This window comes from Streptomyces sp. NPDC032721, from assembly GCF_055579625.1.
The window spans coordinates 1,172,408-1,184,552 of sequence record NZ_JBVIMX010000001.1; the positions used below are offsets into that span (position 1 = coordinate 1,172,408).

Below are 12,145 nucleotides of genomic sequence, written 5' to 3' on the forward strand. Positions count from 1 at the left end.
AATACGACCTGTATCCCTCAACGCCCTCCTCGGACGGCGAGATGACCAGAACGACACGGCGTGCGGACAACAGAACTCCTAGAAGGGGGGAATGAGGACGAAACAGAGGTGAGCGGCGCGTCAGGCGACGGCTGCCTCGGAGGTACGGCGTACGAGGGGGTGGCTGCGGATCTTGCTGAAGGTCGTAGCCAGAGCCAGGGCCTGAAGGACTGCGAGTCCGAGCAGGACGTGGCCGAGGGATTCCGGTGGAGTGAGGGCCACCACGGCTCCGGCCGCTGGGAAGGGCAGGAGGAGCAGCAGGATGGTCAGGGAAAGAGTGCTGCCTAAGACACCTGCGGGGATGAGCTGGGAGCGCAGGGTGCGCAACACGACCGTCAAGCCGCCCTCGCCCGCCAGCAGTACGGCGACGAGCGTGAGGTAGGTGGAGTAGGTGTCGGCTCCGGCGACGGCTAGGCAGGCCGCGCAGGCGACGGTCGCGGCGACGGCACCAACTGGCCACATGCCGAACCTGTCGATCGCGAGGCGGCAGACGGCAACGGCGAGCAGGGAGGCCGCGGCGGCGACCGACCAGATGAGTCCTACCGAGGCACTGGAGTGGCCCAGGGTCTGCACGACGATGACGGGGGTGGCCGCCTGGAGGGTGCCGATCGCGAGGTTGCTGACCGCGAGGCCGGCCACCAGCCAGGACAGGGTCGGCAGGGCGCGCACGGTGGCCCAGCCAACACGCAGGCTCTGCAGGGCCGGTACCGGCTTCTCCGTGCCGAGATACTCGCGGTGCCACGGTGCGATGGCGGCGCCGAGCAGCGAGAAGAAGGCGATGGCGGCCAGCATTCCGGACGGGCCCACCCCTTCGAGGAGCAGCCCGCCCAGAGCAGGGCCGGCCAGGGTGGCTGTCTGGTCGATGCCGAGCAGCACCGACTGCACCCGGTGGGCTGTGCCGCCGACAGAGCGGCTGACTGTGGCTCCCGCCGTCTCGGCCGCGATGAAGCTGAACTCGGTCAGCATGCCCGTGCTGGCGGCGAGGATCATGACCGCGACGGTCATGGTCGGGCCGTCCGGCAGGCTGGGCAGGACCCCTGCAGCGGCCAGGGTGACCACCGCTCGCGCGACCGACGCCCAGCGGAACACACGGTTGGCCCCGTAGCGGTCGACCATGGCACCCGCAGCCCCGAACGCACACAGCCGCGGTACCCACTCCAAAACGAACGCGAGCCCGGTCAGGCTGGCGGAGCGGGTGAGGGCGAGCACCAACAGCGGGATGCCGTACGTGGTGAGCGAGAAAGCGACTGCGTCCGCAGTACGGGGGAGGTAAACCCCGCGCAGCGGGCTCAGAGCCGGGCGTCGGGCATGCAGAGGCCCGGTGCGGGATCTCACGCCGCCCGCGCCTCCTTACCTGTGGACCGGCTTGCCGTGCCGGATCGTGTCCTCGCGGCGAGCGCATCGGTGTAGGTGCGAAGCCACCGGGAGAGCAGGGTCCATGGTTCCGACAGCTGGGCGAGCGCGGCGCGGTTCGGCAGGATCCCGAGGTCCACCAAGCGTTGGGCCGCGGCGTCAGGGCCGTGGGAGGCCGAGGCCAGGACGTCGCGCACCTGCTGCTGGGCCAGGAGCGCGAGGGCCGCCTGGACACGCAGCACGAAAGAACTGCCGCGCTGGGGATAGTGGTGGGTGCGTGCCCAGCGGGCGGCGGCGTCGTAGAGGTCCGCCAGTTCGGCCCCTGCGGCGGTGAGCTGGTGGCTGGGGCGCTCGTCGTGGACTGCGTCTTCCACCAGGTGCTGGCGGTGGGCGGTGCGTACGGCGTGCCCTGTCAGATGCCGGGCGAGATCGGGGAAGGTACGAGTGAGACCGCGTCGGGGCAGCGGTCCGTTGTCGTCGATTTCGCTGACCAGGCGGATCAGTCCGGCGTGGGAAAGCGTGGTGACGGTGCGGACGAACTGGCCTGTGGCAAGGGGGGTGTTCATCGGCGGGGCCCTGCTGCAGGGGCGGCGAGCGGGCGGGCCGGTATCTGGTGCGAGAAGATCTCCGATCCCCGCCATTGGGCCGACTGGGCGTGGTCCTGGGGCGTGAGGGGGGTGGGTGCCGCCTTGGTCGGGTTGGTGAGCCAGGTGCCGGGCTCCGCCTGCGACGGGGGGAGTGCCTGTGCTTCTCCCCAGACGCGGTGGGTGGCGGCTTCCGCGGGCGGGCGGGCGTTCGCCCAGGCCGACAGCGCCCGGTACGCCGGGGCCAACGAACTGCCGCTGGTGGACAGGGTGAACTCGGAGCCCTGGGCCGTGACGAGGCCGTCGTTGCGCAGGCGGTCCAGCAGCGGGTAGACGTTGTGCCAGGTCAGGCCCGGCATGGCCACGGCAGCCAGGGACTTGGCGCTGGAGGCCCCCCGTTCGCGCAGCGCCCACAGGAGGGGAGTGGCGTGGCGCGGCGTGATCAGGAGCAGGGTGTCCTCGATGTTCTGCGCCGGTGCCATGGGTACCGGTTCGTCCAGTCCGGTGGCCGGGGAACGGACGAAGTCCTTCTCCAGATGCGTGTCACCCCAGGCGGCGATCATCTTCAGGACCGGCATCAGCTCCCTGCCGCGCGTGGTGAGCCCGTAGGTGACGTGACGGCGCCCGTAGGAGGTGCGCTCGACGAGACCGTCCTCGGTGAGGTGGCGCAGGCGGGGGTGGAGGGTTCCGTCGTTCAGCCACGGCAGGCGCGGCTTGATCTCCGTGTAGCGCAGCGGCTGGGCTGCGAGCGTCATCAGGACCCACACGCTCCAGCGGGCCTTGATCATGTCGAGGCTCTCGCAGACGCGGGACAGATCGGTGGTGCTGGTCGGACCGGTGGTGGCCAAGGGGATGTCTCCTCAACAGGGATAACGAGGGGGGAAGCGGGATTCAGCGCGTACGGGCAGCGGGCGGGGCCGGGGCAGCCGGTAGGGACGACAGAGCGGGAGCCGCCGTCGGAACGTCGGGTGCAGGTGTGCGGTGCAGGCTCTGCAGAACGGCGCTCAGGAGGGTGCAGAGGGTGTCGCGGACGGCCACGGATTCGCCGATGCGCCTGGCGCAGTCGAAGAGGTGGCGGGCGTCAACGGCTTCGGTGCTGCGCTCCGGGTCGGTGTGCCGGCGAAATGCGTCACGCTGGAAGTCGATGTTGCGCTCGGCGAGTTGCAGTTCCGCATGTCCGGCGAGCAGGGCGCCCAGCATGGTGTTGTGCGGGACTGCGGCGGCGTGTGAGGTGAGGACGGGCAGCGGCTGCCCGTACAGGTCGACGATTCGGTTGCCCAGTTCCTGGGAGGTCACAGGGGTGGTCAATCAGGTTCCTCGGGTCGTCAGCGTGTCCGTGGTGGCGCCTCCTGGGGGGAGCGGGCGATGGCCCGGGGTTGGGAGAACCGCACCCGGCTTACCGGCGTTTCGGGGCGCCCAGGCGCGCGGGGCAGGTGCTCGTCGAGCGAGGAGAGCGCCTTCGCGTGGGCCTCAAGCAGCGCTTCCAGGAGGCTGGTGTCGAACCTCATGGCGTCGTACGAGAGGTCGCCGATGGCGGCCTCGGGCGCGGTCGCCCGGTGGAGCCGATCGCGCACCAGGGTGATGCGCTCCTCGACGAAAGCCAGGAACTGCCGGGCTTCCAGGGCCTGGGGCAGGCCCTCGGGTACCTGCAGCCGGCAGACTCGTTGGTGCAGCGTGTGCAGTGGTGCGCCGAAGGCCACTTCGATCTGCCGGTCACGCGAACTGCTCTGACCTGCCCTCACTGTCGGGCCGCCCCCCGGGCCGCCGCAGCCGGGAGGCTCGGCAGCGTGAGCGGCCCGGACTGGGCGGATACGGAGCGCCGGGCCTGCGGAGTGGCGCCGCGCCAGACACCCGGGGCACCCTTTCCGGGCGCGTCGGAGTCAAGAAGGAACTTCAGCACCAGGGCCCTGCCGTCCCGGGAGGCGACCAATGCGTTCACCTGATGAGCGAGGTGCATGGCCGGGTCGTCGAGCTCGCCAGGGCTCTGGCCAAGGACTGCGATGAGGGCGTCCTCGCCCGTCTCCAAGTCCTTCTGGGATGCGACGAGAAGGCCGTGCCAGCGGACCACCTCTTCGGCTTCGGGGTGCGCCTGGGGTGCCGCCTGTACGGCGTGGCTCAGGTCGTCGATGCTCATCTCGAACCGCGCCTCGACCTGTTGGGTCAGGACGCCCACGATGTCGTCGTCAGGCATGTCGGAATTCCTTTCCGCTGGATTCCAGCCGATGTATTCGGGGAGGGGCGGCTGTGCCGCATGTGCCGGGTTCTGGTTGCACTCCCCGCAGGAGCCGCTCGAAGGGGTCTCATTCGCGGTCCGGAACTGCGATCCGGGCCGGAGCTGCCGTGGCAGTGGGCAGCGAACTCGGCTGAGCTGCTGGAACGACCGGTGCGATCAGGGTGGCCAGGAGCGCGGCAAACGCGGCAAGACGCGAGGTGTACACGGGTGTTGTCCTCCGGAACAGCAATGCGGGGATGCAAAGGAGAGCCCGCCCAGGGGGCGTTCGGCCTGATTCCCAGACTCCGGAGATTTCCCTTTTTCGCGAACCGGGAATCGGCTGCTATATTCCCGCCCCGCCCGCCGCCTTGAGGCGTGCCGCACGGGCGATACAGCGGCCTCTAAAAGGGAGTTCAGCGCCGCCGGATGCCCGGGGGCTTACTCCCGGCGGGGCGCGCCGGTTCGACCGGCGAGGCCGGGGGACGGACCACCGGAGGCGAGTGGGGCAGCACCGTGTCGCCGCCTTCGAGACGCTCGTCCATCCAGTCAGCGGCTGCTTCCCAGGTGTCGAAGCCGCCTTCCCGCAGCGTGTACGTCCCTGCGGACATGTCGACGTTCTCCACCAGGACCCGGAAAGGCAAGGACACCTGCGCGGCCTTCGCCCGCAGGAGCACGACAGTCAGCGGCTGATCGAGACCGTCGTGGGTGTAGCTGTTCAGCACCGTGAAGTGGTTGGCGTCGAACAGCAGGCGCTGTTCCAGAGACCGGGTCGCCTCGTCGGCGGGGACGGTGCCCATGTCGGGACGCAACCGGATGGCGTCCGACGGGCAGCCGCGGGCGATCACCCACGCCTGGGCCATGGCGGGCAGCGGCAATTCCTTGTGCGTGAACCGGAACGTCCCTGCCACACCATCGCGTTCCAGATGCAGCGCCACGATCTGGGGCTGCCCTGGGATTCCCCAGGTCACCGCCTCGTTGTGGAGGACGTAGTAGCTGTGCCGGTTGTCCTCAGTGTGATGTTCGGCCAGCATCGTGAGCTCGGGCTGCTCAATGCCGATGTGCGTCCAGAAGCTGTCTTCGATCTGCGGCGTGACGGCCTCGTATCCGTCGAGCCGGAAATTCACTTCCTCGTGTCGGGGCATCGGTGCTTTCAGTCGTGTGGACAGGTAGTCGGGGGGTGTGGTGTCAGCGCCGCGAGGGAGGTGATCCGGGCCAGGCACCCGGCCGTGCGGCAGGCAGAGGGACAGCGGGGCTGTCGCTGCGAGTGCCTGCCAAGGCCCTGCGGCCGGCGTCTGTGACAGTGACCCGCTGCCCGGCGTGGACGGGGTGGGAGGTGTCGCGGGTAAGCAGCCCGGCCTCCTCAAGGCGCTGGAACTTGCTGTAGGGAATGCGGGTCGAGCCGGTCACGACGGACAACTGCTGGGTGAGCAGGTGCTCGTACAACTTGGCCCCGCGGCTGACCTCCAGGAGCACGGCCAGGTCCGGAGCGTCCAGATCCGGCTCGCCACGAGGTGTTCGGGCGTGGGCATGTGCCTCGACTGGTTCCAGCAGTGCCACCACCTCAGCCACGCGGTCGTCGCGGATACCGGCGGCTTCCGCCAGCGCCGTGAGCGTGCGGCCGATCCCCGCGAACAGGGCCTCGTCCACGGGGTAGGCGCCGGAGGCAAGGGTGTGCAGCCGGGTCCGGAAGAAGGTCACTTCCTTTTCAGCCTGGGCGAGACGGCGGTGGGCATCGACCAGTTGGGCCTGATCCTCATCGAGCAGCCCGTTGTCGCGGTAGGTCCACAGCTGGTCGACGGTACGGTTCGCGGCTGCCTCGATGCGGTGATCGAGCCCGGTCAGCGCTGTGCGGGACGGCTCAGTGGTGGGCGGCAAGTACGAGCTCCTTATGCGGGCGGCGTTCCTCCCCTGGCGGCCGGGGCGCCGAGAGGGACGCGGACGTCGAGGTGGGTGCCGTGGCGGGTGTGCTGGGCGGGGCCGATGCTCGCCAGGAGGCGGAGCATCGGCCGGTTCGATGCCTCGGTGTAAGCGGTGAGGGTGTGTGCGCCGTGCGCGTGGGCACGGGCCGCGGCGTAGTGGACGAGGGCGGTCCCGATCCCTTGCCTCTGCCGGGCGTCGGCGACCTGGAGTCCCAGATCGACGACGCCGGGCTCCCGAGTGACGGGCCCGAGGCAGAGGAGGGCGGTGGGGGTGCCGTCGGCGGTGTCCCGGGTGATCCAGCAGTCCGTGTGCGCCAGCAGCTGTGCGACGTCGCGGGAGGCGACGTGGGTACGTCCCCAGCGGCGGTGCAGGCCAGCGGGCGAACATGCTCGGTGCAGCGCCTGAAGGAGGTGCCCGTCGGCTTCGGTCACCCGCCACGTGCCGGTGGGGCGGGCGAGGAAGGACGGTGTGGGCAGGGGTGCTGCTCCTTGCTGCTGGGATTTCGGTCTGGTGCTCAGACCCGGGTGCCGGGCCCGGATACGTCGGTCCGGGCACAGCTGGTGTCAAGGAGCTGGGCCGGTCCGCTTCCGCGCGGCACGGTGGCCGCGTCGGCGCACAGGAAGGTGTACTGGATAGCGGGACGCGGTGCGGTCCCGATCCACGGGTAATCGCGCTTCTTGGGGATGAGCCCCAGCCCCGGCTGGGTGACCGTGTCGGTCTGGGCATGGGTGTGGGAGAAGAGGACGAGGGTGCCGCCGTCAGCGGTGCGCAGCGCGTACGTCGGATCGGTGGACGCGACTCCCGCGAAGGTGGTGCGGGCCTTGTCGCCGTAGCCCTTGCCCGCAGTCGCGTGGATCTTGGCCTGGCGCTGGCTCGCGGCAGTCGGAGAGAAGACCTTCTTCGCGCTCTGCTGCCCGCCCGTGGCGTAGTTGTCGATCACAGCGGCCTTCAGGGTGTCCGGCTTGGTGGGCAAACCATTTGCGTTGACAGCCGTAACGAAGCCGTCCCCGTCCAGGGCGATCGTCGGCAGTGGCTGGTTGCCGAGCAGGACGGTGCTGACAGCCTTCCACTGCTGCTGCGCGGGCCGCTCTGCGTAGACCGTGAACCACACGTCCGTGCCTACGGTGGTCGCGGCGGCGAACCAGCGCGGCGTGCCGTTCGTGGCGAATTCCGTGTGCGGGGCGATGCGCGGGATGTAGAGCTGGGCGGCGGGTGGGCTGACCGGCATTGGATGCGGGGGGCGTTCCAGCGCGGGCACCCCCTGGTTCCCCTTGATCCGCGCGAGCGACTGCGTGCGGAGCGGGCCGTCCTCAACGGTGTCGACCAGGGCCTTGTCGAGCGACATGTACGCCTTGCGCGAGGTCTCGGTGTGGCGGGCGACGATGCTTCGTGCCTGTTCCGGGCTGAGGGCCGGCGGCTCCTGGATGACCGGGGCCGCGGGCTTGGAGGGGGCCGGGTTAGGGGCCGGTTCGGGGGCGTTGGTGCCGCAGGCAGAGAGGACTGCGCACAGGCTGGCGACGGCGGCCGGGAGAGCGAGCCGGGAAACGTTGATCGGAGGGATGGGGAAGGCTCCTGAAGGTGGGGGTGCGGGGGCTAGCGCCAGCGGCTCGGTCGGCCTGGGCGGGGCGATGCGGGCGCGGGGGCAGGAAGTGGAGGACGCCTGACCGCGGGGTGCAGTCCGTGAAGGAGGAGTTCAGCAGCCTCGGCCCTGGAGGGTGGCGTGCACTGCGGCACGGCGGTAGGACTTGCGGCGGCGACCGTCGGGGAGCGTGGTGTCGCGGGTGGTGATCTCGTACGGGGCCAGGAGCTGGGCAAGGCGGGCCTGGGTGAGATCGCTGTAGCGCCAGCGCCCTTCGGCCACTCCCGGCAGTTCGCGCAGCGCCGCCACGAGGTCCGCGGAGGACATGGCGTCTGGGTCGCCGCGCTCGGCGAACGCTTCCAGCACGGCGTCGACAATCGTGGTCGGCGCCGCGTACGCACCGGGGCAGGACCGGCAGTCCTCCTGGTCCTCTTCTTCGTCCAGTTCCTGGGCGACTTCCTCCGCGCAGCAGCACTCGGTCGACAGGAGCCGGGCCAGTTCGCCGCCTGCGGCAAGTCGCTCCTCAATCAGGTCGATGAGGGCGTCGAGGTGGTCCACCGGGTCTGTCGGGGCCCGGCCGGGGTCGGCCAGGCCGAGAAGCTCCTGGTCGAGGAGCTGCACGCTGATGTACGTGTCGAGCAGCGCCCGGTGGCGGGGGTTCTCCTGCTGTGGCGTGGTGGTCAGCAGCACAGCGGCGAGGCGGTCGAGGAAGGTGGGGAACATCGTCATCGGGAACGGTCCTTCAGCGGGATGGTAAGGGAGGCGGGAGTGGGCAGGCCGTAGCGGATGGCAGGCGGTGCCGGTCTCGGGACGGGCCGCTGTGCGGCCAGTTGCGGTGAGACGGCGCGGGCGGCATGGGTGCGGACGCTGACCGGACGGGTTGCCATGCCGAGCCGGGCCATGGCGGTCTCGTAGACGTCGTTGCGGGCCTTCGGGCGCATCGCCACCACGTAGATCTCGGCGGGGCGGACGGAGGTCGGCGGGGCCGGGCGCCGGGCGTAGACGGTGCGCCATTCGGCGCGATGGTCGACGTAGAGCTTGCGGAACCCGGTCAGGTCGCCGGTGAGCTTGCTGCCGGAGAGGTCCGCGCGGACGACGTCCTGGAGTTGGGCGAGGGCCAGGTCGCGGATGTCGGAGGGGGCCTGGAGGAGATCGGTGAGGGCCCTGGGGTCGAAGGCGAGGCCGAAGGCCGGCATGTCGCTCACTCCGCCGCCTCTGGTTCACCGGCGGCGCCGGTTGGCGACGGCGCGGCGGAGGTCGAACGGGTGGATCCCCTGGGGCCGGGCAGCAGGCGGTGCGCGGGACGGTCCGGGTCGGTCATGCACGCGGCCAACGGGCCGCCCGGTCCGCGCACGGCGGCCATGGCGTGGGTCAAGCAGTCGCGATGCCACACGAGCAGACCCGACAGCCCGGCTTCGGGGTCTTTGTGCTGCTGGTAGGCCATCCACAGGGCGTGCAGCCAGGCCACGACATCGTCGTGCTCCTGCCACTGCTCGCACCACGGTGCCGCTGTCGTCACCTCGGCGCCGTAGACCGCCATGAGGAAGTCGTCCACCCAGTCGGAAAGCGAATCCAGCTCGGACTCGTACTCCTGGCCCTCCAGTTCCAGGATGGGCCGCGGCTCCGGCGGAGCGGGCTGCGGCGGTCCCGCCATCGGGAAGCCGGCGAACGGAGACAGCGGCGCTGCGGGCAGGGCGGAGAGGTGGTCGAGCTGACGGGCCTGTTCCTTGGAGCGGTCGAGGAGCTTCCGGACGGTCGCCTCGACACTTTCCAATCCGGCATCCGGAACACGGACTGGGTCCAATTCGCCCTCGTCATAGGGGTTTGCGGGATCGGGCATGCAGGTCTCCTTGTAGCCGCAGACAGTGAATGAGGAATGCGACGACAACAATCCGTACGATCCCCGGTTTGGCGAACCGGGGATCGTCGGCTATAAAGACCCGCGCACCGCACAACGGCCGCTCATGGCAGCGGCTCGTTCGATCCGGTGTGCAGGCGGGTTCAGGCGGACAGAGTGAAGTCCGCCTGAGTGAGAACCTGCTGCTGGGCTTCGGCAAGCCGGTCGGCGGCGACTTCCGTGTACTCCGGTGTCTTCTCGATGCCGATGAAGTCGCGGCCTTCCAGCAGCGCCGCAACTCCGGTACTGCCGCTGCCGGTGCAGAAGTCGAGCACAGTGCCGCCCGGCGGTGCGATCTGCACCAGCTCCCGCATCACCGACAGGGGCTTCTGCGTGATGTGCTTGCGGTCCTTGCCGCTGGGCTGCGAGGCGGTGTAAAGACCCGGCAGATAGACCGGGTTGCGGGCGGCGTCGATCGGCCCGTTGGAGGCCCAGACAATGAACTCGCAGTTCTGGGTGAACCGGCCCTTCTGCGGCCTGGCCTGCGGCTTGTGCCAGGCGAGCACGCCGCGCCAGAGCCAGCCGGCCGCCTGGATCGCATCCGAGGTAACAGGCAACTGACGCCAGTCGGTGAACAGCAGCGCCATGCCGCCGGTCTTCGTGGCCCGGTGGGCTTCGGTCATGATCTGTGTCAGCCAGAACCCGTACGACCGCTGGTCCATGTTCTCGCCCGTGAAGTCCGGCAGAACATTCTTGGTGTTGGCGTCGGCGGAGGTGTATTTCTGCTTGGCGCTGCGGCTGGTGCGTTCCTTCGCGGTCCGCCCGCCAGAGTTGTACGGCGGGTCGGTGATGACGGTGTCGACGCAGTTGTCCGGCAGTCCGGACAGCACGGTCAGGGCGTCGCCCTGGTGGAGGGAAAACGGCAAAAGGGGTCCCCAGATCGGGTCGGGAATGGGAGTGGGTTGCGCTCCGCCTCGTACACGGTGAAAAGACACCTGGCCGAATGCGGGCAGGGCAAAGCCGGTGGCGGCACGGCCAAAGGTGTGCGAGGGGAAGGCAAAACTGTAGGGCACGATCCCCGGTTGGCCCGCATAGCCAGCAAATCCCTTGGGATTACTGGGCTGCAGCCAACTATTTCGCCAACCGGGGATCGTGCCCTACCGTTTGGGAACCGCACGGCACTCCTCGCCGACGGTTCATCCCTCCCCCTTGCCTCTCTGGAGGTTCGCTCTGTCCTGACACACCTGCCCCCTGGACGGAGACGGGCGGCAACCCGTCTTTCGCTCCCCGGCATTCACACACCCACCACCGGCCACCGCAGCCTTCGCACCCTGCACCGCGCGGCCGGAACGCACTTCGAAGGACCTCCCATGCACCTTTCGCCAGCCCTGCCCCGGCCTCCGACGCCGCTTCACCGCCCGGGAGGCCATAGCGGGTGAAGGCCGTTGCCGCCGCAGTCGTCGGCGTCCTCTGCCTGTTCCTCGCCCTGCTCGTCGGCCTCCCCGTGATGGCTGCAGCCAGCGTCTCCTCCTCGGGCGGCCCGTCCGCGACCTGCGCACCGGGTGACCTCGACTCCGAGGCCCTCACCGCGCAGGTCGCCAAGGCCCTCGGCCGCTCCGCTACGGACGGGCTCGTGCCGGGTCTGGAGCGGCCCGCCGAGCAGCTGCCGCACGCCCGCACCATCGTCACCACCGGCAACACCATGAAGGTCCCGGCCCGCGGTCAAGCCGTCGCACTGGCCACCGCATTGCAGGAGTCCGGCCTGCGCAACCTCGGCTCCGGGCACCTGGACTCGCTCGGCCTGTTCCAGCAGCGCCCCAGCCAGGGCTGGGGCACCGCCGAGCAGGTCCGCGACCCCGCCCACGCAGCGAAGCGGTTCTATGCCGCGCTCCTCAAGGTGCCCGGCTGGGAACAGCTCACCGTCGCCCAGGCCGCCCAGGCGGTCCAGAAGTCCGCCTACCCCTCGGCGTACGCACGCTGGGAGCCGCTGGCCAGGGCCCTGCAGAAGGCCCTCGCACTGTCCGACACCACGGCTGACGGCGCGGACTGCGCGCCCGGCACGACGGGGAAGGTCGGCAAGAAGGCCGGCACGTTCGCCGGGAAGATCCCCGACGGAGCCGTCCCGGCCGGGTACAAGATCCCCCCGGATGCCCCGGCGGCGGCTCGTACGGCGCTGCGGTGGGCCATGGGCCAGCTCGGCACCATGTACCAGTGGGGTGGTCACTGCACCAACCCGCGCGGCCCGGACCCGATGGGCCGCTGCGACTGCTCCTCGCTGGTCCAGCAGGCATACGCGCACGCCGGAATCCCCCTCACCCGCACCACGTACACACAGGTCAACGAGGGCAAGGCCGTCTCCCCGGCGCACCTCCAGCCCGGCGACCTGTTGTTCTCCCGCGGCACCGCCTCCCGGCCCGAACACGTCGGCCTCTACATGGGGGCCGGCCTGGTGATCAACTCGCCGCGCACTGGGCGCCCCACCCGCATCGAGCAGGTCAAGGACTGGCGCATTCTCGCCGTCCGCCGCGTCCTCTGACGCCACTTTCCTCTACCGGCACGTCCGCTCCCCTCCCCGGACACCGCCCGGATTCCCCTCTTCCTTCCGCAGCACCCCAACCGGG

15 protein-coding genes are annotated in these 12,145 nt (G+C 70.0%); 1 reads left to right on the top strand and 14 read right to left on the bottom strand.

Annotated features, from left to right (window positions below):
* Positions 1-120: 120 nt before the first annotated feature.
* The 14 genes from ACZ5PB_RS05000 to ACZ5PB_RS05065 form a co-directional block, all read right to left on the bottom strand.
* Positions 121-1,374 (bottom strand): MFS transporter, encoded by a 1,254-nt coding sequence (locus ACZ5PB_RS05000; protein WP_468687852.1) that lies wholly within the window; start codon positions 1,372-1,374, stop codon positions 121-123.
* Entirely contained in the window at positions 1,371-1,958 is a 588-nt protein-coding gene (locus tag ACZ5PB_RS05005; RefSeq protein ID WP_468687853.1) for a hypothetical protein, read from the bottom strand. Before ACZ5PB_RS05005 ends, ACZ5PB_RS05000 begins: the two co-directional genes overlap by 4 nt.
* Positions 1,955-2,824, bottom strand: coding sequence for a winged helix-turn-helix transcriptional regulator (locus ACZ5PB_RS05010; protein ID WP_468687854.1), 870 nt, complete (start codon positions 2,822-2,824; stop codon positions 1,955-1,957). Before ACZ5PB_RS05010 ends, ACZ5PB_RS05005 begins: the two co-directional genes overlap by 4 nt.
* A gap of 43 nt (positions 2,825-2,867) precedes the next feature.
* Complete coding sequence (locus ACZ5PB_RS05015; RefSeq protein WP_468687855.1) at positions 2,868-3,284, bottom strand: hypothetical protein; 417 nt, start codon at positions 3,282-3,284, stop codon at positions 2,868-2,870.
* Positions 3,285-3,301: 17 nt separating this feature from the next.
* Positions 3,302-3,718: a hypothetical protein gene (locus ACZ5PB_RS05020; protein ID WP_468687856.1), complete on the bottom strand. Its 417-nt coding sequence runs from the start codon at positions 3,716-3,718 to the stop codon at positions 3,302-3,304.
* On the bottom strand, positions 3,715-4,167 hold the full coding sequence (locus ACZ5PB_RS05025; protein WP_468687857.1) for a hypothetical protein: 453 nt from the start codon (positions 4,165-4,167) through the stop codon (positions 3,715-3,717). Before ACZ5PB_RS05025 ends, ACZ5PB_RS05020 begins: the two co-directional genes overlap by 4 nt.
* A 434-nt stretch (positions 4,168-4,601) precedes the next feature.
* The gene (locus tag ACZ5PB_RS05030) at positions 4,602-5,330 is read right to left on the bottom strand and encodes a hypothetical protein (RefSeq protein WP_468687859.1); all 729 of its coding nucleotides are present in this window, start codon (positions 5,328-5,330) and stop codon (positions 4,602-4,604) included.
* Positions 5,331-5,373: 43 nt separating this feature from the next.
* Positions 5,374-6,063 (bottom strand): hypothetical protein, encoded by a 690-nt coding sequence (locus ACZ5PB_RS05035; RefSeq protein WP_468687860.1) that lies wholly within the window; start codon positions 6,061-6,063, stop codon positions 5,374-5,376.
* Between the two features lie 11 nt (positions 6,064-6,074).
* Positions 6,075-6,539, bottom strand: coding sequence for a GNAT family N-acetyltransferase (locus ACZ5PB_RS05040; protein ID WP_468687862.1), 465 nt, complete (start codon positions 6,537-6,539; stop codon positions 6,075-6,077).
* A gap of 83 nt (positions 6,540-6,622) precedes the next feature.
* Complete coding sequence (locus ACZ5PB_RS05045; RefSeq protein ID WP_468688280.1) at positions 6,623-7,738, bottom strand: DUF8094 domain-containing protein; 1,116 nt, start codon at positions 7,736-7,738, stop codon at positions 6,623-6,625.
* Positions 7,739-7,801: 63 nt separating this feature from the next.
* Positions 7,802-8,416 carry a DUF3631 domain-containing protein gene (locus ACZ5PB_RS05050; protein WP_468687863.1) on the bottom strand — a complete coding sequence of 205 codons (615 nt, stop codon included), beginning with the start codon at positions 8,414-8,416 and terminating at the stop codon, positions 7,802-7,804.
* Complete coding sequence (locus ACZ5PB_RS05055) at positions 8,413-8,883, bottom strand: hypothetical protein (RefSeq protein ID WP_468688281.1); 471 nt, start codon at positions 8,881-8,883, stop codon at positions 8,413-8,415. The genes ACZ5PB_RS05050 and ACZ5PB_RS05055 overlap by 4 nt, the downstream gene beginning before the upstream one ends.
* 5 nt (positions 8,884-8,888) lie before the next feature.
* The gene (locus ACZ5PB_RS05060) at positions 8,889-9,527 is read right to left on the bottom strand and encodes a DUF4913 domain-containing protein (RefSeq protein WP_468687865.1); all 639 of its coding nucleotides are present in this window, start codon (positions 9,525-9,527) and stop codon (positions 8,889-8,891) included.
* A 161-nt stretch (positions 9,528-9,688) separates the two neighbouring features.
* Positions 9,689-10,450 (bottom strand): DNA-methyltransferase, encoded by a 762-nt coding sequence (locus tag ACZ5PB_RS05065; RefSeq protein ID WP_468688282.1) that lies wholly within the window; start codon positions 10,448-10,450, stop codon positions 9,689-9,691.
* A 509-nt stretch (positions 10,451-10,959) separates the two neighbouring features.
* Between ACZ5PB_RS05065 and ACZ5PB_RS05070 the strand changes: the two genes are divergently transcribed.
* Complete coding sequence (locus ACZ5PB_RS05070) at positions 10,960-12,060, top strand: C40 family peptidase (protein ID WP_468687866.1); 1,101 nt, start codon at positions 10,960-10,962, stop codon at positions 12,058-12,060.
* The last annotated feature ends 85 nt before the right edge of the window (positions 12,061-12,145 follow it).

What these genes read in the sequence shown, in the direction of transcription:
- ACZ5PB_RS05025 (WP_468687857.1), bottom strand. Translation starts at nt 4,167, where the DNA reads ATGCCTGACGACGACATCGTGGGCGTCCTGACCCAACAGGTCGAGGCG.
- ACZ5PB_RS05060 (WP_468687865.1), bottom strand. Translation starts at nt 9,527, where the DNA reads ATGCCCGATCCCGCAAACCCCTATGACGAGGGCGAATTGGACCCAGTC.
- ACZ5PB_RS05030 (WP_468687859.1), bottom strand. Translation starts at nt 5,330, where the DNA reads ATGCCCCGACACGAGGAAGTGAATTTCCGGCTCGACGGATACGAGGCC.
- ACZ5PB_RS05005 (WP_468687853.1), bottom strand. Translation starts at nt 1,958, where the DNA reads ATGAACACCCCCCTTGCCACAGGCCAGTTCGTCCGCACCGTCACCACG.
- ACZ5PB_RS05055 (WP_468688281.1), bottom strand. Translation starts at nt 8,883, where the DNA reads ATGCCGGCCTTCGGCCTCGCCTTCGACCCCAGGGCCCTCACCGATCTC.
- ACZ5PB_RS05050 (WP_468687863.1), bottom strand. Translation starts at nt 8,416, where the DNA reads ATGACGATGTTCCCCACCTTCCTCGACCGCCTCGCCGCTGTGCTGCTG.